The 20,441-nt window shown below is 60.7% G+C and carries 23 protein-coding genes, 1 tRNA gene and 1 other RNA gene; 10 read left to right on the top strand and 15 right to left on the bottom strand.

All coding sequences use genetic code 11. The features are described 5' to 3' along the window. The first annotated feature begins 42 nt into the window (after positions 1 to 42). The 4 genes from SB659_RS10600 to SB659_RS10585 all read left to right on the top strand — a co-directional run bounded on the left by SB659_RS10600 (position 43) and on the right by SB659_RS10585 (position 1,655). Positions 43 to 648: an SDR family oxidoreductase gene (locus tag SB659_RS10600; protein WP_410550374.1), complete on the top strand. Its 606-nt coding sequence runs from the start codon at positions 43 to 45 to the stop codon at positions 646 to 648. Between the two features lie 121 nt (positions 649 to 769). Then, positions 770 to 985 (top strand): hypothetical protein, encoded by a 216-nt coding sequence (locus SB659_RS10595; RefSeq protein WP_284979183.1) that lies wholly within the window; start codon positions 770 to 772, stop codon positions 983 to 985. Between the two features lie 104 nt (positions 986 to 1,089). After that, entirely contained in the window at positions 1,090 to 1,449 is a 360-nt protein-coding gene (locus SB659_RS10590; protein ID WP_284979182.1) for a lipopolysaccharide assembly LapA domain-containing protein, read from the top strand. Further along, complete coding sequence (locus tag SB659_RS10585) at positions 1,446 to 1,655, top strand: hypothetical protein (RefSeq protein WP_284979181.1); 210 nt, start codon at positions 1,446 to 1,448, stop codon at positions 1,653 to 1,655. Before SB659_RS10590 ends, SB659_RS10585 begins: the two co-directional genes overlap by 4 nt. Positions 1,656 to 1,685: 30 nt before the next feature. Here the strand turns inward: SB659_RS10585 and SB659_RS10580 are convergent, their stop codons facing one another. The 4 genes from SB659_RS10580 to SB659_RS10565 form a co-directional block, all read right to left on the bottom strand. After that, positions 1,686 to 3,140, bottom strand: a complete 1,455-nt coding sequence (locus SB659_RS10580) for a purine-cytosine permease family protein (protein ID WP_284979180.1) — start codon at positions 3,138 to 3,140, stop codon at positions 1,686 to 1,688. Between the two features lie 272 nt (positions 3,141 to 3,412). Further along, on the bottom strand, positions 3,413 to 3,712 hold the full coding sequence (locus tag SB659_RS10575) for a DUF4193 domain-containing protein (protein ID WP_284975731.1): 300 nt from the start codon (positions 3,710 to 3,712) through the stop codon (positions 3,413 to 3,415). Between the two features lie 132 nt (positions 3,713 to 3,844). Continuing rightward, a complete protein-coding gene (locus tag SB659_RS10570; RefSeq protein ID WP_284979179.1) occupies positions 3,845 to 5,191 on the bottom strand; it encodes an aspartate kinase in 1,347 nt (448 codons plus the stop codon). Positions 5,192 to 5,402: 211 nt separating this feature from the next. Beyond that, positions 5,403 to 5,927 carry a hypothetical protein gene (locus SB659_RS10565; protein WP_410550373.1) on the bottom strand — a complete coding sequence of 175 codons (525 nt, stop codon included), beginning with the start codon at positions 5,925 to 5,927 and terminating at the stop codon, positions 5,403 to 5,405. A 141-nt stretch (positions 5,928 to 6,068) separates the two neighbouring features. Between SB659_RS10565 and SB659_RS10560 the strand changes: the two genes are divergently transcribed. Together SB659_RS10560 and SB659_RS10555 are read left to right on the top strand one after the other, a co-directional pair. Next, positions 6,069 to 6,779 (top strand): response regulator transcription factor, encoded by a 711-nt coding sequence (locus SB659_RS10560; protein WP_284979177.1) that lies wholly within the window; start codon positions 6,069 to 6,071, stop codon positions 6,777 to 6,779. Next, a complete protein-coding gene (locus SB659_RS10555) occupies positions 6,776 to 8,158 on the top strand; it encodes a sensor histidine kinase (protein WP_410550372.1) in 1,383 nt (460 codons plus the stop codon). Before SB659_RS10560 ends, SB659_RS10555 begins: the two co-directional genes overlap by 4 nt. Before the next feature lie 31 nt (positions 8,159 to 8,189). Here SB659_RS10555 and recR read toward each other — a convergent pair whose 3' ends face one another. The 3 genes from recR to ffs form a co-directional block, all read right to left on the bottom strand. Beyond that, on the bottom strand, positions 8,190 to 8,789 hold the full coding sequence (recR, locus tag SB659_RS10550) for a recombination mediator RecR (RefSeq protein WP_284979175.1): 600 nt from the start codon (positions 8,787 to 8,789) through the stop codon (positions 8,190 to 8,192). A gap of 33 nt (positions 8,790 to 8,822) precedes the next feature. Continuing rightward, positions 8,823 to 11,798 carry a DNA polymerase III subunit gamma and tau gene (locus SB659_RS10545; RefSeq protein ID WP_410550371.1) on the bottom strand — a complete coding sequence of 992 codons (2,976 nt, stop codon included), beginning with the start codon at positions 11,796 to 11,798 and terminating at the stop codon, positions 8,823 to 8,825. A gap of 34 nt (positions 11,799 to 11,832) precedes the next feature. Then, an RNA gene (ffs, locus tag SB659_RS10540) (signal recognition particle sRNA small type) lies at positions 11,833 to 11,929 on the bottom strand. Between the two features lie 349 nt (positions 11,930 to 12,278). Here ffs and SB659_RS10535 point away from each other — a divergent pair. Then, positions 12,279 to 12,363, top strand: a tRNA-Ser gene (locus SB659_RS10535). Positions 12,364 to 12,462: 99 nt separating this feature from the next. After that, positions 12,463 to 13,593, top strand: coding sequence for a tyrosine-type recombinase/integrase (locus SB659_RS10530; RefSeq protein ID WP_410550370.1), 1,131 nt, complete (start codon positions 12,463 to 12,465; stop codon positions 13,591 to 13,593). 265 nt (positions 13,594 to 13,858) lie between these two features. Here SB659_RS10530 and SB659_RS10525 read toward each other — a convergent pair whose 3' ends face one another. From SB659_RS10525 to SB659_RS10495, 7 genes are all read right to left on the bottom strand, one after another. Beyond that, positions 13,859 to 14,098: a hypothetical protein gene (locus SB659_RS10525; protein WP_410550369.1), complete on the bottom strand. Its 240-nt coding sequence runs from the start codon at positions 14,096 to 14,098 to the stop codon at positions 13,859 to 13,861. Further along, on the bottom strand, positions 14,095 to 14,292 hold the full coding sequence (locus tag SB659_RS10520) for a hypothetical protein (protein ID WP_410550368.1): 198 nt from the start codon (positions 14,290 to 14,292) through the stop codon (positions 14,095 to 14,097). Before SB659_RS10520 ends, SB659_RS10525 begins: the two co-directional genes overlap by 4 nt. Positions 14,293 to 14,664: 372 nt before the next feature. Then, entirely contained in the window at positions 14,665 to 15,678 is a 1,014-nt protein-coding gene (locus SB659_RS10515; RefSeq protein ID WP_410550367.1) for a hypothetical protein, read from the bottom strand. A gap of 1 nt (position 15,679) precedes the next feature. Next, positions 15,680 to 16,354, bottom strand: coding sequence for a hypothetical protein (locus tag SB659_RS10510; protein WP_410550366.1), 675 nt, complete (start codon positions 16,352 to 16,354; stop codon positions 15,680 to 15,682). Next, positions 16,351 to 16,806, bottom strand: a complete 456-nt coding sequence (locus SB659_RS10505) for a hypothetical protein (protein WP_410550365.1) — start codon at positions 16,804 to 16,806, stop codon at positions 16,351 to 16,353. The genes SB659_RS10510 and SB659_RS10505 overlap by 4 nt, the downstream gene beginning before the upstream one ends. 157 nt (positions 16,807 to 16,963) lie before the next feature. Then, positions 16,964 to 17,389 carry a hypothetical protein gene (locus SB659_RS10500; RefSeq protein WP_410550364.1) on the bottom strand — a complete coding sequence of 142 codons (426 nt, stop codon included), beginning with the start codon at positions 17,387 to 17,389 and terminating at the stop codon, positions 16,964 to 16,966. 422 nt (positions 17,390 to 17,811) lie between these two features. After that, positions 17,812 to 18,189: a hypothetical protein gene (locus SB659_RS10495; RefSeq protein WP_410550363.1), complete on the bottom strand. Its 378-nt coding sequence runs from the start codon at positions 18,187 to 18,189 to the stop codon at positions 17,812 to 17,814. A gap of 54 nt (positions 18,190 to 18,243) precedes the next feature. On the opposite strand from SB659_RS10495, the gene SB659_RS10490 reads away from it, so the two are divergent. Together SB659_RS10490 and SB659_RS10485 are read left to right on the top strand one after the other, a co-directional pair. Next, complete coding sequence (locus tag SB659_RS10490; protein ID WP_410550362.1) at positions 18,244 to 18,423, top strand: hypothetical protein; 180 nt, start codon at positions 18,244 to 18,246, stop codon at positions 18,421 to 18,423. 215 nt (positions 18,424 to 18,638) lie between these two features. Then, entirely contained in the window at positions 18,639 to 19,244 is a 606-nt protein-coding gene (locus SB659_RS10485; protein ID WP_410550361.1) for a hypothetical protein, read from the top strand. Between the two features lie 99 nt (positions 19,245 to 19,343). On the opposite strand, the gene SB659_RS10480 is transcribed toward SB659_RS10485, so the two are convergent. Continuing rightward, positions 19,344 to 20,336: a hypothetical protein gene (locus SB659_RS10480; protein ID WP_410550360.1), complete on the bottom strand. Its 993-nt coding sequence runs from the start codon at positions 20,334 to 20,336 to the stop codon at positions 19,344 to 19,346. Positions 20,337 to 20,441: the final 105 nt, after the last annotated feature.

The raw sequence follows: 20,441 nt of genomic DNA, 5'->3' as shown, positions 1-20,441 counted from the left end.
GAATCGGTGCCGCCCTTGTCAGGGAGGCGCTCCGTGCGGGCCATGCGGTCTTCACTACGGGGGCGCCACCCCGGTAGATTGGCCGCCTTCCTTGAATCGTGCTCGGATTTGGGGCCGGTGGGCGGCGTCGTGGCCGATGCCGGGGACTGGGAGCAAACATGCCGGGCGGTCTCCAGGGCCGATAGGTTCCTCGGCGGGATTGATGTCGCCGTGGCCAATGCCGGCTTCTCCGCACCGGGTGACCTCGCGGATGGGGATCCGGACCGCTGGCGGGACATGGTGCTCACCAACGTGTACGGGCCGGCGATCCTTGCCAAGGCTGCACTGCCGCAGCTGATGGAGAACCGGGGACACATGGTGTTGATCGGGAGTACCGCCGGAAGGAAGGTGTACCCGGGAAACCTTTACACGGCCACCAAATGGGCCGTTGCCGGATACGCAGAGTCGCTCCGGCAACAGTTGGTGGGATCAGGAGTCCGGGTGCTGCACATCGCTCCGGGCCACGTGGACACCCCGCTCTGGGAGCAGGCGCCGGATGCTGCCATACAGCCGGAATCAGTGGCGGAGGCGATGCTGTGGGCATTGAGCCAACCTGCCGGCGTCGACATTTCGGACGTTACGGTCAGGGCCACAGGGCAGGCATTCTAGGCCGATGAAGAGCCGTCTTCCACACTGTTTTCATCGCATTCGGCGTAAAATGAGCCTATTGAACGGCTCGCGTTGGCCCTGCCGCTCTTTCTCTCTCCCGCAGGAAAGGGGGTGGAAGAACATGGGACGCAAATTGGAAGGCTTCGTCCACGTGACCGAGCGGCTGCAGTCAGTTTTTGGACCAGCCACTCACGGCGACGCGAGTAGCCCTGTGGTGCACAAACACGACGATTTTGAGACGGCCTCTGAAGCAGACCTGAAGAATTTTGACATCGAAACCGATTCCGAGGGGCACCACTACGCCATTCGGAACAATGAACGCGGCTGGGAAGACTGAGGAAGTCGGCTCAGTTACTTCTGCGACCCACTGACTCTTGTGCGACTAATCAGCATGCTTATGATTGGTATACACGCGAGATGACGGGACAAGAGGAGCTGCTGATGAGTTTTCAGGAGGATGCTGCGAGGATCCCATCAGGTCCCGAGCACCAAGGTACGGCGGTTCCATCGGCTGCTCCAGGCACTTCCCGGCCCACCCGGACTGCTGCCGTCTGGGTGGCAGTGGCAGTAGGCCTGGTGGTGTTGGTTCTGCTGATCGTGTTCTTCGTCCAAAACCAGGACATGATCACTGTGCGTTTCTTCGGACTTGAGGGTAGCTTGGCTCTGGGCACCACGCTGTTCATTGCGGCAGTAGGCGGGGGCGTCCTGGTGGCGCTGGCAGGCGGGGCCCGGATCCTGCAGCTCCGGCGCGCCAACCATCGGCGCAAGAAAGTGGTGAACGGGCAGGCCACGCGACCATGAATGATGGAAACCCGCTCGATAATGCACCTGCGGACGAGCCTGGACCAGAACTGGACGAGCCTGGACCGGAAGCGGGCAAGCCTGAACCGGACGGGTCCTCGGAGACCAACAAGAACACCGGGGGCCTTCTCGGCGACCTGCTCTCGCCCGTAATAGCTCCGGAAAACACGGATGCGGAGCGGCTCTCAGAGCCTGAGGCCGGCTAGTTATACCCGCTCCAAGTGAGGGACCGAACCTCAGGGCTCGAGGTGTGAGTTAGATGCTTCCTCAAGTTCGGCTGCCTGGGCCTCCGCCAGACGGAGTTCCGCGGCGGTGTCGATGTGGCGGGTAAGCACCCAATACAGGAAGCCAGCCACGGGCAGGCCGATGAACAGGGAGATGTCGGCGCCGCCCATCGCAGCGGCAGCCGGCCCCACAAAGAGCTTGCCGGCTGAGAAGAACGGAATCATCACCGCAAAGCCAACGAGGTAAGCCGTTATTCCGGCCCAGCCCCACCGACCATAAATCCCGTTGGGGTGGAAAATTTCCGCTATCGCGTAATGGCCCTTGCGGACAATGAAGTAGTCCGTGAGGTTGACCGCCGTCCAAGGGATAAAGAAGTACAGCACCAGCAGCAGGAAGTCGTTGAAGTTGGCGAGGAAGTCGGCGGAGGCGATGTTTGCGAAGACCAGCGAGAAGATCGCGGTGATGGCAATGGTGATCACGCGGATTCTGACAGTGGGCCGGATGCGGCGCAGGCTGTCGATGGAGGAGATCAGCGTCAGGGAGCCGCCGTACATGTTCAGCGCAGTGACGGATACGAGTCCGAGTGCGGCGACGAACAGCGCGATCGACCCGAACCCCGGAAACAGTTTGTCGGCGGTGTCCTGGATTGAAGCGATGGTCTCGAAGTCCTTGCCGGCTGACGCGGCGATGAACGAACCGAGGAACATCACCCAGATGCCACCCAGGGCGCTGCCCCAGAAGGTCCACTTGAACGTACCGCGCCCGGACTCAGGGGGAAGGTAACGCGAATAGTCTGAGACGTAGATGGCCCAGGAAATCTGGTACCCGGCGGCCACGCCCAGCTGCCCCAGGAACGGTACAAGATGGAAATCACCCAGATCGAAGGCACCGCCGGGCAGATTAAGATGCGTGAGGGCAGCCACCGTGAGCAAGGCCAGCATGACGATGGTCAGGTAGGTCAGGTAGCGCTCAAAACCGTGGATCAGGTCATAACCGAACAGCGCCACAGCCGCAGCGATAATCGTGACGACCCAAAACCAGAGTGTTTCGCTCCCGAAGTGGACGGACCCTGCCACGGCCTCGCCAGCCAGGACGGTGTTGAAGATGTTGAATCCGGCGTACTGAAGATAGGCAAACAACCACACCAAGAGTGCGCCGACGTAACCGAACTGCGGCCGGGACTGGATCATTTGGGGCAATCCAAGCTGGGGCCCTTGGGAGGAGTGCGCCGCCATGAACAGGGTGCCCACCAGCACGCCGATCGCGATTGCGATCAGGGACCAGATCAGGTTCCCGCCAGTCGTGATACTGATCAGCCCCACCGCGAGTGTGGCAATCTGCGCGTTGCTCATGAACCAGAGCGGGCCGATATGCGAGACCTTTCCGTGCCTTTCCCCGAGCGGAACGTAGTCGATCGAGCGGACTTCCAGTCCTCGCCCCGATCCCGGGGTCGTCGCTGTACTCATGGCATATCTCCTAGGTTGTGCGATGCTGCGGACACGGTTAAGGATCGAAAAGCACGGCGGTTTTAGACCGCTCAATCAGGATAGGTGACGCGGGTCACTAACGGGCCACTACGGCTTGTCTTCGTGTCGAAGCACATAGGCTTCCAAACAGAAAACTGCCCCCCGTAAGTCCAACTTACGGGGGGCAGCTCAGCTTGTTCCGGTCCTTCTGCAGTCAATCCCGACGGCGGCACACCCTGACGATCTCTCTGTCCGCCGGGGAAGGGCTCGTCTTAGCCTTCGCAGTCGATGCAGTAGGCCACGCCATCCTTTTCCCGCGCGATCTGCGAGCGGTGGCGGACCAGGAAGCAAGAGTTGCATGTGAACTCATCGCTGGCCTGGGGAATGACCTGAATAACTAGTTCTTCGGCAACAATTTCGCCGCCGGGGCCGTTGGCGTCGAGGCCATCGGTTTCGTCCAGTTCCAACACGACACTCTTGGCCGTGGGGGCACTGGCGGACTGGAGAGCCTGGAGGGACTGCTCCTGGTTCTCTTTTACATCAGTACGGAGTTCGTCGTAATCGGCTGCCACTTTTTAATGCCTCTTCGTGTTAGGGGGTTACCGGGTATGCAACGTACAGCATGCCATGAAAATTCCGTACCATACCCCAGTTCTGCGGCTTGTGGCGAAAACCACGTAAGTATCAGCCAAAAAAACCCACTTCTAGCGGCCGGTGCCGCCGTAAACGGTAGCTTCAGAGTCGCCGTCGAGCTCGAAGGCAGCGTGAATGGCGCGGACGGCGTCATCGAGGGCATCGGCGCTGGTAACCACCGAAATGCGGATCTCGGAGGTCGAGATCATGTCGATGTTGATCCCGGCGTCGGACAGGGCTTTGAAGAACGTGGCCGAGACGCCCGGGTGCGAACGCATTCCGGCGCCGATCAGGGACAGCTTGCCAACGTTCTCGTTGTATTCGATGCTCTCGAAGCCGATCTTGCCTTCAGCTGCGCGCAGCGCCGTCAGGGCGTCCGCACCCTCCACGATGGGCAAGGTGAAGGAGATGTCCGTCCGGCCCGTGCCGTGGGTGGAGACGTTCTGGACAATCATGTCGATGTTCGAGTGGGCGTCGGCGATGACCTGGAAAATCGCAGCAGCCTTGCCGGGGATGTCCGGGACGCCAACTACAGTGACCTTGGCTTCGGACCGGTCGTGCGCGACGCCGGAGATGATTGGCTGCTCCAAGGCAACTCCCTCTTCGATGGTGAACTTTTCCTCGGCTCCGGGGATGACCCAGGTGCCTTCTTTCTGGCTGAACGATGAGCGCACGTGCAGGGGAACACCGAAGCGGCGGGCATATTCCACGCACCGCAGGTGCAGGATCTTGGCGCCCGAAGCCGCAAGTTCCAGCATTTCCTCACTGGAGATGCGGTCGATTTTTTGCGCCGTGGACACAACACGCGGGTCCGCCGTGTAAATTCCGTCCACGTCGGTGTAGATCTCGCAAACATCGGCTTCCAGCGCTGCAGCCAACGCGACGGCGGTGGTGTCCGAACCGCCGCGGCCCAGTGTGGTGATCTCGTGCGTGGTGCGGCTCATGCCTTGGAACCCCGCCACGATGGCGATGTGCCCTTTGTCCAGCGCCGTGCGGATCCGGTGGGGGTCGACGTCGATAATCCTGGCTTTGCCGTGGATGCCGTCCGTGATCATGCCCGCTTGGGAGCCCGTGAAGGACTGGGCGGAAGCGCCGAACTTGTTAATGGCCATGGCAAGCAACGCCATGGAAATGCGTTCGCCAGCGGACAAGAGCATGTCCATCTCGCGGGCCGGGGCAGAGTCAGTGACCTGCGCGGCAAGATCAAGGAGTTCATCGGTGGTGTCTCCCATCGCGGAGACCACCACCACAACCTCATTGCCGGCCTTCTGCGCGTCCACGACTCGCTGCGCGACCCGCTTGATGCCCTCAGCATCGGAAACCGAGGAGCCGCCGAACTTCTGAACGACCAGTTGCTTGGTGGAGGCAACCTCGTTGGAGAGCTCGTCGATCTTCACATCGGTAGTGGGCATAGTCATGTGCGCACCCTCACTGCATCACTAGGGTTCGAACGAGGCACGCTGTTTTCCAGCTTGGAGCACGCCTGCGTAGTTTATGTGGCCAGTTTATCGCCGCAGGCAGCCGACGCAGGAATTGTGACCGTCCCCAACCACATGCTGGAAAACACCAGGGACGGGTACAGCACCCCAAGTGCCGTACCCGTCCCTGGGCCCGTAGCCAGGTAGGAGCCTAAGGCTTGGCTGAAGGCGTCGCTGACGGCGTGGCCGAAGGCTGGCTCAACTTGGTCTGTATGGCCTTAGCTGCCTTCTGGATCTTGTCGCCGTAACCTCCGTTGAGGGCAGTGTCCTTGATCTTGGTCGCGTCACTATCACGTTCGGACGCCGCCGCCGCTTCGAGCGTCTTGAGATCGGTCTGCAAGTTCGCAGGCAGCTTGTTGAAAGCCTGGGTGTGGTGGATCAACACATAGGCAAGCTCGTGGGCCTTATCGCCGAACCCGGGAGTGCCGCTGATATCGGTCCTCAGCTCTTCCCGGAGCGCGCGGACAAACGGATGCTTGGCTTGTGTTCCGTCCCCTGCTTTCGCCGGTGCCTTCGCCGTGGCCGATGCGCTCGGGGTGGGGGAGGGGCTCGTGGTGTCTGCGGAGGCACCCGTGACTCCCAGCGCGACTCCGCCGAGCAGGACTGCCCCTGCTGCGGCCGCGCCGCGGATGCGCCAGAGACGGCCGCGGCCGTCCCGCTGTGGCGTGGTGTTCATGATTGCTCCTTAGTGATCCAGTGGACTGACAATTTCACTATTGCCCACCGACGTCGGAAGCGGGTTCAGGGAATGTAAGAGGACTGTAAAGTATGGGCGGCGTGCCACTTGTTGGAGTCTGCAAGAGCGTTCAATGGAGTCATGGAACAACCGACGCCCCCGGCGGCCCAGCCGTCCCGCGGCCTGGTCCTGATCGTGGAGGACGAGCGTGCCATCGCGGATGTGCAACGCCTGTATCTCACCCGGGCTGGGTTCGGGGTGCATGTGGAAACTACCGGGGAAGGCGGTTTGGAGCGGATCCGTAGCCTGCGGCCTGTGGCCGTGATTCTCGACGTCGGGCTGCCGGGTATCGACGGCGTCGAGGTCTGCAGGCGCCTGCGCGCCCAAGATGACTGGACCCCGATCATTTTTGTCACGGCCCGGGACGAGGAAGTCGATATGCTCCTAGGCTTGGAGTTGGGCGCCGACGACTATATGACCAAGCCTTTCTCACCCCGGGAACTTGTCACCCGGCTCAAAACCGTCCTCCGCCGTACCACTGGTGTACCGCGGAATGGCGTGTTGCGCGTCGGATCGGTGGCCTTGGATCCGGATAACCGCAGCATCAGCGTAGACGGCACAGCGGTAGAGCTGACCGCCAAGGAATTCGACGTGCTTGCCTACCTGATGGCCAGCCCGGGCAGGGTTTTTAGCCGTGAGCAGCTTCTGTCCGCCGTGTGGGGGCAGGCCAGTTACACGGCAGGGCGGACCGTGGATGTCCACATCGCCCAGCTACGTTCCAAGCTTGGCGAGGGCAGCCCCATCAGGACCATGCGCGGCGTCGGCTATTTCGTGGACGGAGGCCATCCTTGAACTGGTTACGGTCCCTTGCCGGGCGCATCACGCTGGTCACGGCCGCCGTCGCCGTCTTAGCGGTGCTGGTCACGGGCAGTACCGCCTTTCCCCTGATACGTTCGGCCGCCGTCGAGCAAGCAAGGCAACAACTGGCCCGTCAGGCGGATGCGTTCGCCGCAACCCCGGTCGCCTCCCAGGCGTTGGACTTGCGTGAGAGGCACCTCCTCGGGCCTGACACCTACGAACTGTCAACCATCACGGTCGGCGGCGCCGTCAGCGGCGCGGCAGCTCAGCTCCTCAGCGCAGGGGAGACGCAGCAAGTACTTTCAGGGGAAAAGGTGTCCCGGACGGTCACCAAGGGCGGTGTGCAGTTCTTGGTGGAAGCCCGAGCCCTCCCCAAGGGAGGCGCAATCGTGCTGACCAGGTCCTTGGATGACGTGAACGCAGCCTCCGCCCAACTCCTCCAACGGACCCTGCTTGCCCTCGCCGCGGGCCTACTGATCGCGGTGCTTGCTGGGACCCTGCTCGCCCGGCGGCTCTCCGGGCCGCTCGTGAGGACCGCTGCCGCCGCGCGGCGGATGGCCGCAGGAGAACGGACCGTCCACCTCGATCCCGATGGGGTGGCTGAGGTGCGCGCCGTGGGAGAAGCGATCAACACCCTGGACCACGCGCTCATGGCCAGCGAAGGAAGGCAGCGTGAATTCCTCCTCTCCATCTCTCACGAGATCCGGACACCCCTGACAGCCATGCGTGGCTACGCCGAGGCGCTCGAAGACGGGTTGATTCCGCAAGATGACATCCCCGGGATTGGCCGCACGCTCTCCGCCGAGACGGACCGCTTGGATGGATTTGTCCGGGATCTGCTGGCGTTGGCACGGTTGGAGGCCGACGATTTCACCTTGGACATACAACCCGTGAACATCGCCGTGGTCTTGGAGCAGGCGCAGAGCGCCTGGAACGGCGCGGCCGTCCAAGCCGGCGTCGAACTGACGCTCCAACTGCCGGAAACCCCCGATGGGCACCCCGTGCTGGCCCTCACGGACGGGCAAAGGCTCCGCCAAATCATCGACGGCCTGATAGGCAATGCCCTGCGGATCACACCGCCCGGGCAACCCCTTGCCCTCAGGGCCTGGCTGGAAGAATCAGGCCGCGTGATCGGCGTCGAAGTGCACGACAGCGGCCCAGGCCTTACTGCCGAGGACGCCGCCGTCGCGTTCGAACGCGGCGCCTTGTCCCGCCGCTACACAGGACAACGCCCCACGGGCAGCGGTCTTGGCCTGTCCATCGCGGCCCGGTTGGCTCAGCGAATGGGTCTCAGCCTCACGGTGGAACCGGTTCCGGCGGGTCAAGGTGCCCGTTTTTGTATCCGTCTCCCGCGTGCGGCTGCTGTTTCGTAATGGCCTGACGACGGTGCTGGATCCGTCGGTGCTAGATCAGGGCGTTTCTGCGGCCCTCGAAAGCGCGGCCCAACGTTACCTCGTCGGCGTACTCCAGGTCGCCGCCCACCGGCAGGCCGGAGGCCAACCTGGTCACGGCGATGCCAATGGACTTGAGCATCCGCGCAAGGTAGGTGGCCGTGGCTTCACCTTCGAGGTTGGGGTCGGTGGCAATGATGATTTCCTGGATGGCACCGTCGTTGAGGCGTGTGAGGAGTTCGCGGATGCGCAGCTGTTCGGGCCCGATGCCCGCGATGGGATTGATGGCGCCGCCCAGCACATGGTAGCGGCCGCGGAATGACCGTGTGCGCTCCACCGCGAGAACGTCCTTTGACTCTTCCACCACACATATCACCGAAGGATCACGGCGTGGATCCCGGCAGATGTTGCACATCTCCTGCTCGGTCACGTTGAAGCACACCGCGCAGAACTTAACTCGTTCCTTGACGGTAGTGATAGCCGTGACGAGGCGTCGCATGTCCTCGGGGTCCGCCTCAAGGATGTGGAAGGCCAGGCGTTGGGCTGACTTCGGTCCGACCCCGGGGAGCCGACCAAGTTCGTCGATCAGCTCCTGAACTGCACCTTCGTACAAAATTTCCTCGTTTGTTTGACATCAATGCCGCCATCAGCGGGTTTGCAGGGGAGAGCCGTCCAATGCGCGCTCTTCGATCAGCTTTCCGCCCAGAATACGCTCCACCGCCGCGCGTCCAAAGACCCGCGATTCCTCGATCGTTTCGTCCTCGGGGCTGGGGATATCCTCCGTGACCGTGGCCGCTGGGGCTTGGGTCCGCACGGGAGCTTGAACCCTGCCAGCTTGCGCCTCAGGGCTGTTGGTCAGCCGTTGGTACAGGCTTTGGCGGCCTGAAGGAACGCTCGACGGCGGTCCCTCCTCCAGGGTAGCGACCGAACCCCGTACTTCCTCGGGCTGCCCAGCCAGGGACGGCCATTGTGCCGGTGCTGCGGCTGGTGCTTGGGCGGCGGCTGGCTCATAAGCGGCGGCGGCATCGCTGCTGCCGGGGTTTTCGGCTTCGCCGGGGTTCCCGTTTGAGGTGAGGTTCTCCGCCGACGCTCCGGCTCCTTCAGAGAGGCGGCTAGCTGCGTGGCCTACATTGGAATCCGTGCCAACCACCCACGTGCCCGGTGCCTGCTCAACTGCCCGCGACCAAGGATCCTCGGAAATGTCCGGTGCTGCGGCGCGGCTTGTACTGCTCGCGGCAATCTCAGGGTTGTCTCCGGGGATTGCAGCGGGCGCGGGGTATGTCTTTGGGGCGTCCGTGGCACCTCGGAAAGCACCCGCAGGCGGCGCCGCCTCCATTGGGGGCTCCCAATCTGCAGGAGGCTCCTCGTCCATGGGTGGGGCATCTTCGTCGCGGGGAGGGCCCCAATCGTCGTCAGGCTGCGAATAGTCGCCATCAGCGTGCCGGGCGGACTGTGCCGCCTTCGATGAGGCTTCCACCCCGGGCGGGATAGGAGCGTTCGCCGCCGGAACGGCCGTGGTCCCTCGAGGCGTGGACTCTTGAGGCGCGGCCTGTGCTGGCAAGGGAGTAACGTCACGAGGTGCAGGGTCGGTAGCTTGTGCCGGAACAGATGGTGCCGCGGGAGCGGTTGGTGCAGCCGGGGCAAGGCCCCACGCTGAGTCCACGGCCGAGACTGGCTGCGTGGCCGAGGGTATCGGCGCCGGTGCTTCGGGGCTCGCTGCCGTCGGCCGGCTAGTAGGCGCTTTTGGGTTTGGCTCAGAGCTCGCTGAGCTGTTGCCGCCGGCCACTGCCACAATTTGGCAGTCGATGCCGATGGTTTTATGGATCGCTTGGCGAAGATTCTCGGAATGGTCTGCGCGTCCGAAAGCGCCGGCCAAGCCACTCGTAGTGAAGGCCAAGGTCAAAACCTGGCCATCAAACTGGGCCACCTGGGCGTTCGGTTCCACCAGTGCCCACGTGCTTCGTTTGATCTTGCTCAATGTCTGGAGGACGTCCGGCCACGCGCGGCGCAGAACTTCGACGTCGCCACCGGCACTACCAGCCCCTGCAGCGCTACCAGCGCCTTCAGCTCCGCTAACCGCCGGAGCGGTTGCGGGCTGCGGGGCGGGTGCGGTGGTAGCCGCGGGAGTGCTTGCGGGTGCTGCTGGCGCCTCGGGCTCGGCCACGTGTTCGGGCGCGGTTGGGGCGGGCGACGGCTGGGAAGGTGCCGCCTGCACCGGCCGGCTCGGAGCCGGGCGGTCGTCCACGGGCCAATCGCTGGTGGACACCCGGGGTGCGGTGAGGGCGGGTTGTGCTTGTACGGGTGACGGCTCGGCAGCTGGGTGCGGAGTGGATGCTGGTGCCGCAACGGGAGCCGGTGCCGAAGCTGTAGGCGCGCCTGCTTGTGCGCCAGTGAGCGAGCCAGCCACCGCGCCAGGCGCGGATGAAGCAGCGGCAGGCGTACCGGCGTCGTCCGCGTAGTTCAGACGACGTTCCACGCGATCGATGCGGGCGGCGATACCGCGTTCCGTTTGCTCAGCACTCGGGAGCAGGATGCGGGCGCAGAGGAGTTCAAGGTGCAAACGCGGTGAGGTGGCGCCCGTCATTTCCGTGAGTGCTGTGTTGGTGACATCGGCGGCCCTCGAGAGCTCGGCCGCACCCAGGTTGGTAGCTTGGTTGCGCATGCGGGCGATCTGGTCCGCGGGCATCCCGCGGAGGATGGCTTGGGCGCTTTCAGGCATGGCTTGCACGATGATGAGGTCGCGGAAACGTTCCAGCAAGTCTTCGACGAATCGCCGGGGATCGTGTCCCGTTTGGATGACGCGATCCACCGCCTTGAACACCGTGGGTGCATCTGCCGCGGCTATGGCGTCGACGACGTCGTCCAGCAGGGAAGCGTCCGTGTATCCGAGAAGCGCGACGGCGAGGTCGTACGCGAGCCCGTTTGGTCCCGCGCCTGCCATGAGCTGATCGAGGACCGAAAGGGTGTCGCGGACTGACCCGCCGCCCGCGCGGATCACGAGGGACAGCACGCCGGGAGCGACGGGAACGTTCTCCTGCTGGCAGAGGACTTCCAGGTACTTCAAGAGCGGTTCGGGCGGCACCAGCCTGAAGGGATAGTGGTGGGTGCGGGAGCGGATGGTGCCGATGACCTTGTCCGGCTCCGTGGTGGCGAAAATGAACTTGATGTGTTCCGGCGGCTCTTCAACGATCTTCAGGAGGGCGTTGAAACCTGCCGACGTGACCATGTGGGCCTCGTCGATGATGAAGATCTTGTAGCGGTCCCGGATGGGGGCAAACGTTGCGCGCTCGCGGAGATCACGGGCGTCGTCCACGCCACCGTGACTCGCGGCGTCGATCTCGATAACGTCCAGTGAGCCGGAGCCGCCGCGGGCCAACTCGATGCAGCTGGGGCATTTTCCACAAGGCGTGTCTGTAGGTCCTTCGGCGCAGTTGAGGCACCGGGCCAGGATGCGGGCCGAGGTGGTCTTGCCACAGCCGCGGGGACCGGAAAACAGGTAGGCGTGGTTGACGCGGTTCTTCCGGAGCGCCGTCATCAGCGGTTCCGTGACGTGTTCCTGCCCGATAACGTCCGCGAAAGAGTCGGGTCGGTACCTTCGATACAGGGCAGTTGTAACAGTCACAGGGGAAACCTACCTATAGGGACTGACATTTAAATATAGTGACCCCTCATGCACCCGCCAGAGCCCATCTACCCTTGCTACCTTCCGGTCCTGGGGGAGTTCAACAGGATGACGCCACATGAGGGGCCGTCGACAAGCTTACCCGAACTTACTTCGGGGTTCGAATCGGGTCCGCGGACGTGTGGATAAGGCTCGACGACGGCTACAAACCGGTCTCGACCATTGCATATCGGGCAACCGCGGCGGACCATGTGTAGGTACGCCGATTGGGGCAATCTCAAGATTGTGAGGTGCGGGGCCTGGGGGCGAGGGGCCGGACCCAGCAGCTCAACGGCGCACCGCGAGAATGGGCGCGTTGGGGGCGCCCATTTTTCCGTTAAGCGGTGTTCCCGGAACAAGTACGACGGCGTCTCTCCTCAGGCGATTACACGATGTAAAAATTCTCAGGTACAGTAGTATCTGCTTTCGATTCGGAAGCAAGGAGAATTCGCCTAGCGGCCTATGGCGCACGCCTGGAACGCGTGTTGGGTTAACGCCCTCGGGGGTTCAAATCCCCCATTCTCCGCCGAAAAGGCCCCTAGATCTAGCCGATCTAGGGGCCTTTTTCTTTTCGTGTTGACGCGCAGATGCGTTTTGTTGACAGGGGTAGCGCTACAGTGCTCACATGGCAAGCATTCGAGAGCGCAAACGGGCAGATGGGACTACCTCCCACGCCGTGCTGTGGCGAGATTCTGACACGGGCAAACAGACGTCCTACCCGTGGGACAGTGAGCATGAGGCGCTGCGCTTTAAGCGCATGGTTGAAGCCAACGGCAATTCCCTCAGCGCCGTAGAGAAGATCCTGGAGAAGGTATCAGTCGGCGGTCCCACTGTGGCAGAGAACTTACAGCGTCACGTTGAGCTCCTGACGAGCGCGGGACCCGACCAGATTAAACGCTATGGCGCGGCGATTGAGAACTACTTCAGTGAGCGCCTTGGGAAGCTGCCAGTCGCTGCTGTCGAGCATGAAGACGTGGTGCTGTGGATCAAGTACATGCAGGCCGCCACCTACAAGGGCAAGCCACTGTCTGCGAAGACAATAGCCAATCACCACGGATTGCTCTCCGCGTCCATGGAAACAGCTATCCGACTCAAGCGCAGGCCTGACAATCCTTGCCGGGGAATCAAGCTGCCCAAGGATGACGCAACTGAAGAGAAGATGTACTTCATGAGTGCGCAGGCTTCCCTAGACATCGTCAAGGCGCACCGTGACCGGTACCAAGTGTTCGTGGCCTGCCTGCGGGCGACTGGGGCCCGTTTCGGGGAGGTCACGGCCTTCTACGCGGATGACTTCCAATTGGACAGCACGACGCCCTCTGTGCGCGTGGAACGGGCATGGAAGCGTGACGGTGACAACCGCTTCTACATCGGCCCACCTAAGACTAAGAAATCTAGACGAACCATCAGTCTTCCTCCTTCGTTCGTTCGTGACGTCCAGCCGCTGGTAGAAGGCGCTAAGCCAGGCCAGCACGTATTCCGGACCACCTACGATGGGCCGATTCGTCACGCCACTTTCTGGCAGTTCTGGAATGAAGCTGTGGAGGCATTGGCGTACCCGAAAGATGACCGTCCCCGGATTCACGACATGCGCCACACTCACGCATCGTTAATGTTGGCTGGCGGCATGAGCATTTACGAACTGTCCCGCCGCCTCGGCCATGAGAGTATCCAGACGACTATTGACCGGTATTCACACCTTGTCCCGGATGCCCATTTCAGAGCCATTGATATCGCCGAGAAGGCGCTGGAGGCATAGGTGCCTGAGCAGAAGCACTCGCGTTGCTGCTCAGGCCGCGCAACCGAGCTCGCGTATACCTATCAAGAAGCCGCCAACTCGGTCGGCGTCTCAGTCCGAAGCCTTCAAAGGCTCGTTGAACGCGGGAGACATTGCCGTCAAGTACGTCCGTAGCAAACCCGTAATCAGAGCTTCAGGGCTCGACGCCTGGATGGGCTCGCTTCCCTCCGACGTCGGCCCCTGAAGTGTCGCATTTCAAATGGGGGTCGGATTTGAAATCGCACCCTCAGGCAAAGGGATCCTTTTCCGGTTCGGCTTCGTTCCACCACTCGGCGGCCTTGGCCTTCCGCTCGCGTACCCAGGTGATGATGTTGGCGACGTCGTCGGCGTGCAGCATGATCCTGTTGTTGCTGAGTCTGGTGCAGTGTCCTGACTCTCGGCAGTAACGTCGGAGTTCCGTCTTGGTCATCCCCAACTCTGGCGCGATGGCCTCAGGGGTTCGGAAAACGGGGACTGAGTCGCTCATGCGCGGCCACTCGGAGATTCGGCCGGCAAGTCGTCAAGCCATTTGGCCAGGTCTTCGACGCGGATCACTCCCTTGGTGTTGGCGTAGCGGGCGAGGAGGTTGCCGTCGTAGACAGCCTGTTTAAGGGTTCGGACGCTGTAACCGGAGGCTTCGGCGGCTTCATCCCAGGTGAGGGCAAGTTTTGGAATCGTCATGCCATCGATCCTAGATACTCGCTGGCTGAGTAGGATACGACCCATGGCTGAAGAACGTTCGTATAAGACCGCCCATGACATGGCCGCGAAGTACAAGATCACGCCTGACACAGTCCGGCGAAGAGTCATGGACGGCGCATGGCCGTGCGTCCGTATTGGGCGCCTGTACCGCTTCTCACCAGCCCAGCAAGACGAGATAGCCCAGATCATCGCAGACAACAGGCAGAGGCCGCGTGCTTACGACAAGGAGCACTACGGTTGCTCACCGAGGGCAGGTGAGGTTGCGCATTTAGCCTTACCCAGGGGCCCAGTTGCTGTGATATTCGCCCGAAGCCACAGGCAGGGTTCAGGAAGCCGCGCTCCCAGTTTGACTTAGTGCGACTCCTCGTCGTGCTGGTGCTGCAGTAGTGTCTTTAGAGTTTTATAGCGCTCTTCGAGTGCCGTCATGGCACTCTCGATTACTTCTACTCGCTGGTTCTTCCAATTGGGGGCGTCGTCGATGTAGAGCTGGTTTAAACGAGGAATCAGCGAGTAGGCAAGGAACAAACTTGTTTCCATCATCATGTCTTCCCTGTTTAGCTGATCCGGGAAGTGGAGTCCGCTCTTTCGAATTTCGAAGCCGCCGTCGACGTGAAGCCTCACTTCGTACGAGTGGTTGTCACCGCCGACGTAATGAACAAAGTTAAGGTCGATTGGTCCGAGAGTGTCCACCTCGGCGACTGCGGTCAGGAAGTTTGACCGTTCGAAGTCCACGCCGTAGCGGAGATCAGCGGTACGGCTTGCGCCATCGCGGCTACTTATGCCTGAGATCATATCGACTCGAAGATCTTCCGCAAGTTGCGGTTTGTCCCGGCGCTGCACAGCGAGCCAGAGGAAGATTTCTTCGTCATGAAGTCTCAGATGTGACTCCCCGCGATCGACCTTGATGGTTACGTCTTTGCTCTGGAGAATCCTCTCCAAACATGCGATCACACCGAAATTTCGGTTCAGGTAGGCACGCGTCCGGGTCGAGAACAATAGGCCAACACGGCCGGGTGCGGGCTCAGTGATAATTACGTCGATTGCGTTAAGTCTGCGCGTACTAAGCGGGTCGTGTTCAACTTGATCACTGAGGCCCGACGGCGCCGGGTCCCAGTAGTAGAAGCGCGCCTTGAGCATCTCAGGGAGTACATTTGTCGCAGACTCGATAGTCGGTACTGATTCGGGCGGTGCGACGCCGGCACGCCTGAGATTCGATTCGTAGTTGTTTGTACTCGCCCAGCCACCTTTGAAGCCGTCGAGGCTCGGCTTCATCTCCGACATGGCGTCACGAATCTCAGCCAACGTCATTGCTGAACGTGATTGCATTGGCAGCACTTTGACGGAGTCTAGGCTCATCGTGGGCATTTCAAGATCCTACTACTCGGAAACAGCTGGCATTTTTCGAACGCCATATAAGTACATTCAAGAGGGACTTGACCAAGGGATTCTTGTGTTGGAAGACATAGTCGATGTTGAACTCGTCTCCGACCGGCGTGGACTCGTCCCGCCACCTCACCTCTGCCCAGTGCCAAGGTCCTGGTCGCCGTGGAGCTTTACCGAGCTCAACAGTAAATCCATTTGAACTGTCATCAGGCATGACCGACGGCGCACCGCCAACCTTGGATGATAGCTCACAGGTCGGAACGATCGAGGCCTGCTCTATGCAAATTTTGAGTTGGGCGCCGGAGCGCGTGTAAAGCTTCAAGAGCTGGTGACCCAACCACCCGCCTCCGGGTGCTGATATCTTCAGGGAAAATACTTGGGACTCCGAGTTACTTTGTCTTATTCTGGCCACGATCTCCGTGATAGGAGCGTCCTCAGCCTTATCTCTCCATTCGACGCGGATTCGAGGCCAGCCCACTATGACCTGTAGCAGGAACTCCAAGATGATCGCGGCGATAATTGCCGCTATCAGAAACTGAATGGGCTTTCCGAGTAACGGAAATGTCTGTTCGGCCCATGGATCAATTGAGATCGTGCCCCAAGCGGCGATCGCCACTTTAAAGGCGTTCCCGAGGACACCATATATTTTGCTGGTCAAGTGAGCCGGAGCTCCCGCCACGCAGACTCTAAAAGTTTCTCGGCTTCCTGAACAATCGATGTCTCGATATAACCGCGGCGACGAATGCTGATGCGCATACCGGTCGATGGCTCGATGAGGTTGACGCCGATGACGTATACACCCGCGTGTTCGTCCCGCAATGAAGCCTCAAGCTCGTCCTCGCCATACTGATTAAGCGACCTGACCATTTCGGCAGAGATTTCGGCTTGCTCGTCCTCATTCAACGGGACCAGGTAGGCGTCGGCCAGCATGAACGAGGACACAGTGAAACCGTGGACACAAGCATAACTGGCGAACCGAATGAGGTCCTGACTCCCCAGATGAAGCTCACTTCCGGCCGGCGTCCGTGCTGGAAAAGCGGTAGAGACTTGGCTGATGCGCAGGTCAGTACCGCCTCCTACCGACGGGCATAGCACCACCTTGTTCACCATGATTCCATTCTGTCCGATACCTCTGACTTTGTCGCGCCTGAGGGTGACGCAATCCTCGGCGTTATTGACGGGCTACCCACAGGGTTCCTTGCCCTTCCAGGAATCCCAGCAGCCTGGGCACGAACAGGACTGTCCGCCCGAATCCACGGCTTACCTGCTAGGCGTTGATGCGCTTTACGATTCCGCCCACCAGTGAGATCGCTCCGAAAGCAGCCAGGGTTATGGTGAGGATAACGAGTGGTCCAAAGGAGACCGTGTTCATCGCGTGCTGAATGGCTTGTTCGGCGATGTAAGTGGCGCCGGCTCCGAGAATCCCGAAGATGCCGCACGTAAGGGCCAGTGCCCCGCTTCTTCTCGGCCCTAACTCTGCTCGGCGGAGTGCCCAGACAGACAAGACAACGCCTGCGACAAGGGCCAAGATGGTCGCGCCCAGCCGCAGGGCCAGTCCAGCCGCGTAAAACCATTTGGAGGTCTCAAATGTCAGGATTGCCAGCAAGGTGAGTCCGACCCCGGTAAGAAAGAGAGGTTCGTTCCAGAGTCGGAAGGCGTTCGGGGTTCTAGTGTCGTCATTTATGCGAGTCATGGATTCATTCAACACGATTCCGGCCCACTCTTTCCTATTCCTAAGACAGCTCGGCGTGCGGAAGACACGCAAATAGGTATATGCTGATCCACGTTTTGTAACATTTAAGGCCGTTGCAAGCAAGCTCGAAAACCTCTCCGATGAGGCGCCTGCATCGAACACGAATATGACGATCGACAGCCTTCACCAGCTTGCCGTCGACGCCTTTCATATCGGAATTCCGAGACGTCTGTAGCACTGCAAGCTAGGGCCGGGCATGGGCAAAACATCGGACCGCAGCTGTCTTGGACCCTAGCTTTCGGCTCGAAATTTGCCCGTAAAGATTCCGTAAAAATCGCGGGTTCGGGCCGTCAGGTGCCGCTAGGTTTGAACGTGCGCCAACCACCCGGAGTTTGCCCCCATTCTCCCGGTGGTTGGCGCCTCTACTCTGGCAGGAATCCTGGGAACCTATAGCCCCACCGGGTGCTTTTGAGCCAGTCGGGTGTGCGGTTGTACTGGTCGATGTCCCATTCAGAGTCGGTGACTGGTCGAATGTCCGCCTTCGCTAGCCAGGCGGTGAGGCTGGCTTTGTTGTCGTCGTACCACTGGACATGGATTTGGTTCCGGTCCCAGTGCGTGGCTGAGGCGTACACGTAAACGGTCCCACCGGCCGCCAGTGGCACTCGTGCGTGCACTCTTGGGTATTCGCCCATAAGCCATGAGCGGACGTCCTCCACGGGCCCGTCACGCTCCGGCTCTATGTACTCGTGGGTGCGGCCGTCGAGCAGGAATCGACGCGGCGGCGGCATAGGGGCGGGCATGCCCCAATAGTGCATGCTTGGTACGACGGTTTCACCCCTAAGGAAGAGGACATCATGAGCGAACTCGGCGTAGGGGACAACATACCCTTGGAGCTCCTAGCCTTGAGCGCTGACGAGTGCACGGCATCAACCGACCATCTCGGCATCGACGTCTTCTGTGTTCTCGACGCCGGGCACACTGGCCGGCACATCGCCGTGGACGCTGACATGGTCGTCCGGGCAGCCTGGGGATAAGCGCTGGAAGTCACTTAGCGCCCCAAGTTAGAATGGCTTCTCTTGGATGGCTGACGGGGTGAGATCCTTGTGATCCCATACTGTAGCCTTCGTAGGTGAAAATCCCTAGGCCACTAGATGAGCATGCAGTGCTTCTTTCCGAACAGTTGGGCTTTCTAAAGAGGTCGGCCCTCGCATTTGATGAGGGAGAGGCCTCAGAGGCCAAACGTGTCGCAGTGTCACTTCGCGTCCTGCTGCACGATACGCCGGCCTCCGAATCGCTCCTGAAGCAGATGCAATTAAAAGATTCAATACGCTTCCGTGACAGTGCTGGCCAGCTCGACCCTGGCAATCTGGCCACGGGCTGGCCGCTCGCAATGGCGCGATTCAGCATGACCGAAGACGGGGGCAGTCTCGAATTCGCTCCACTCCTTGGTGATGGACCGCCAATTGGGCAACCTTCTCCCCAACAACAAATCCGAGCCCTAATCCAGGGCCGCAAAGCCCCACGCGGCCCTGGATTCCATCTGCCGTTCGATGACTGGTGGAATCAACCCGTGGTCGATGACAAGCAGGGTGGTGAGTTTACCCGTAAGCAGCTGGTCATGTTTCTGGCCAATGTTGACGGCGGGGCGCACGTCGACCCGCTACTGGGAGAGCGCTACCATGCACTGTCGAGACTCAACTCCCTTTCGGTGCAGGCTGGTGCCATGACAGAAGGAATGGAAGACCCGTCGGAGATAAATGAAGAGAACCTGCTGACTCCAGGTTCGCCCGTCCCGGCCTGTGTGAGGCAGATTGCATGGGAGTTCTTAGTCTCCCTGCCCGCCAACCTTCGATAGGCGAGTTTGGGTTCCCCACATTGCTTCTACGGGCACGCCAGCAGTTAGACGCAGAATGCCCCCGCCTTCCGAAGAGGGTGGGGGCATTTGAACGTCAGGTTAGAAGTAGGGGATAGTGTGCCAGCTTGTAGTCCTGGCCCTAGCTGCCGAGGTCGCCTTGTCGTTTGGAGACCCCATGGGTTTGACGAATGATGACTCGGCCTGGAAGTTTTCCTCCAAAGGGCGCGCCGCCTTCAACAGGGACAGAGCCAAGGCGTCATCGCCAGGCCAATAGTGGGATGGGATACCGACGTGTCCGTCGCCTGCGTAAGGGCGCGAGACAATAACGCGACCGTCCAAAGCCTTCACGGCGTCGGGGCCTTCGCCAAGTTCGTCCAGGAACGGGCTGAGATGGTTGGTAGTGTGCTCCGTGTCACCAGCATTGTGAACGTAGTACACAAGATTTCCACGATTCCAAGCAGGGTCGACGTAAAGGTCAGCCACCCGGAATCTGTGAGAGTAGTTTGCCATGATCTCGTCATACGAGAGCCCGTGCCAAGCAGTATCAAGTGTTTCCGTTACCGGCCTGGTGATGGCGTACCTAAAGAGATCCGTCTGCGGTATGCGCGGAACGGCAATGGCGTTAGCGAAGCGTGTGGCCAGTCGCAGCGATACATACCCGCCAGCCGAGGAACCTTCAGTCAGGACATACTTCGAACCTGAGGCGGCCATGATTTTCCTGATAATTGCTTCCATCCAGTCGTCAGGGTCAACGTCAGGAGTCCCCACAAACCACGAGAGGCGGTTGTTCGGTTTGAGGGTAAGAGTCGGATCCGCGAAAGCGACGTACGCTGATTTGGAGTTCTTCAGAATGTTTACGGGCTGGAAGAAGTGATCATCAGGCGATGCCGGGCTCTTTGCCGAGTGGAGGCCCACTCGGACCGCTTCAGTCTCACAAGGGACTGGCTTGGCAATAAAGGACAGAGTCATGCCATCACCAATTTCTAGGTGATAGATCCGCTCCGGGTCGCTTGGGTCCGGGTTGAAATCATCGAGGCTGTCCAATTGAAAAATCGGGACCTTGTAGAACGGATCTTCGCCGATCGACTGCATGGTTGGGCTCCCCCGTATTAGTGCGCTTTGATTGCAAGAGCTTCAGTTTATGCGTTGTGACATGGCGGCCTAACACAGGAGATGTCTAATAAACGACAAACGGCC

The organism is Arthrobacter sp. SIMBA_036, assembly GCF_046535135.1.
Lineage (GTDB): Bacteria > Actinomycetota > Actinomycetes > Actinomycetales > Micrococcaceae > Arthrobacter.
Note: the sequence above shows the minus strand (reverse complement) of the source record. Positions and strands in the feature narration are given on the sequence as shown.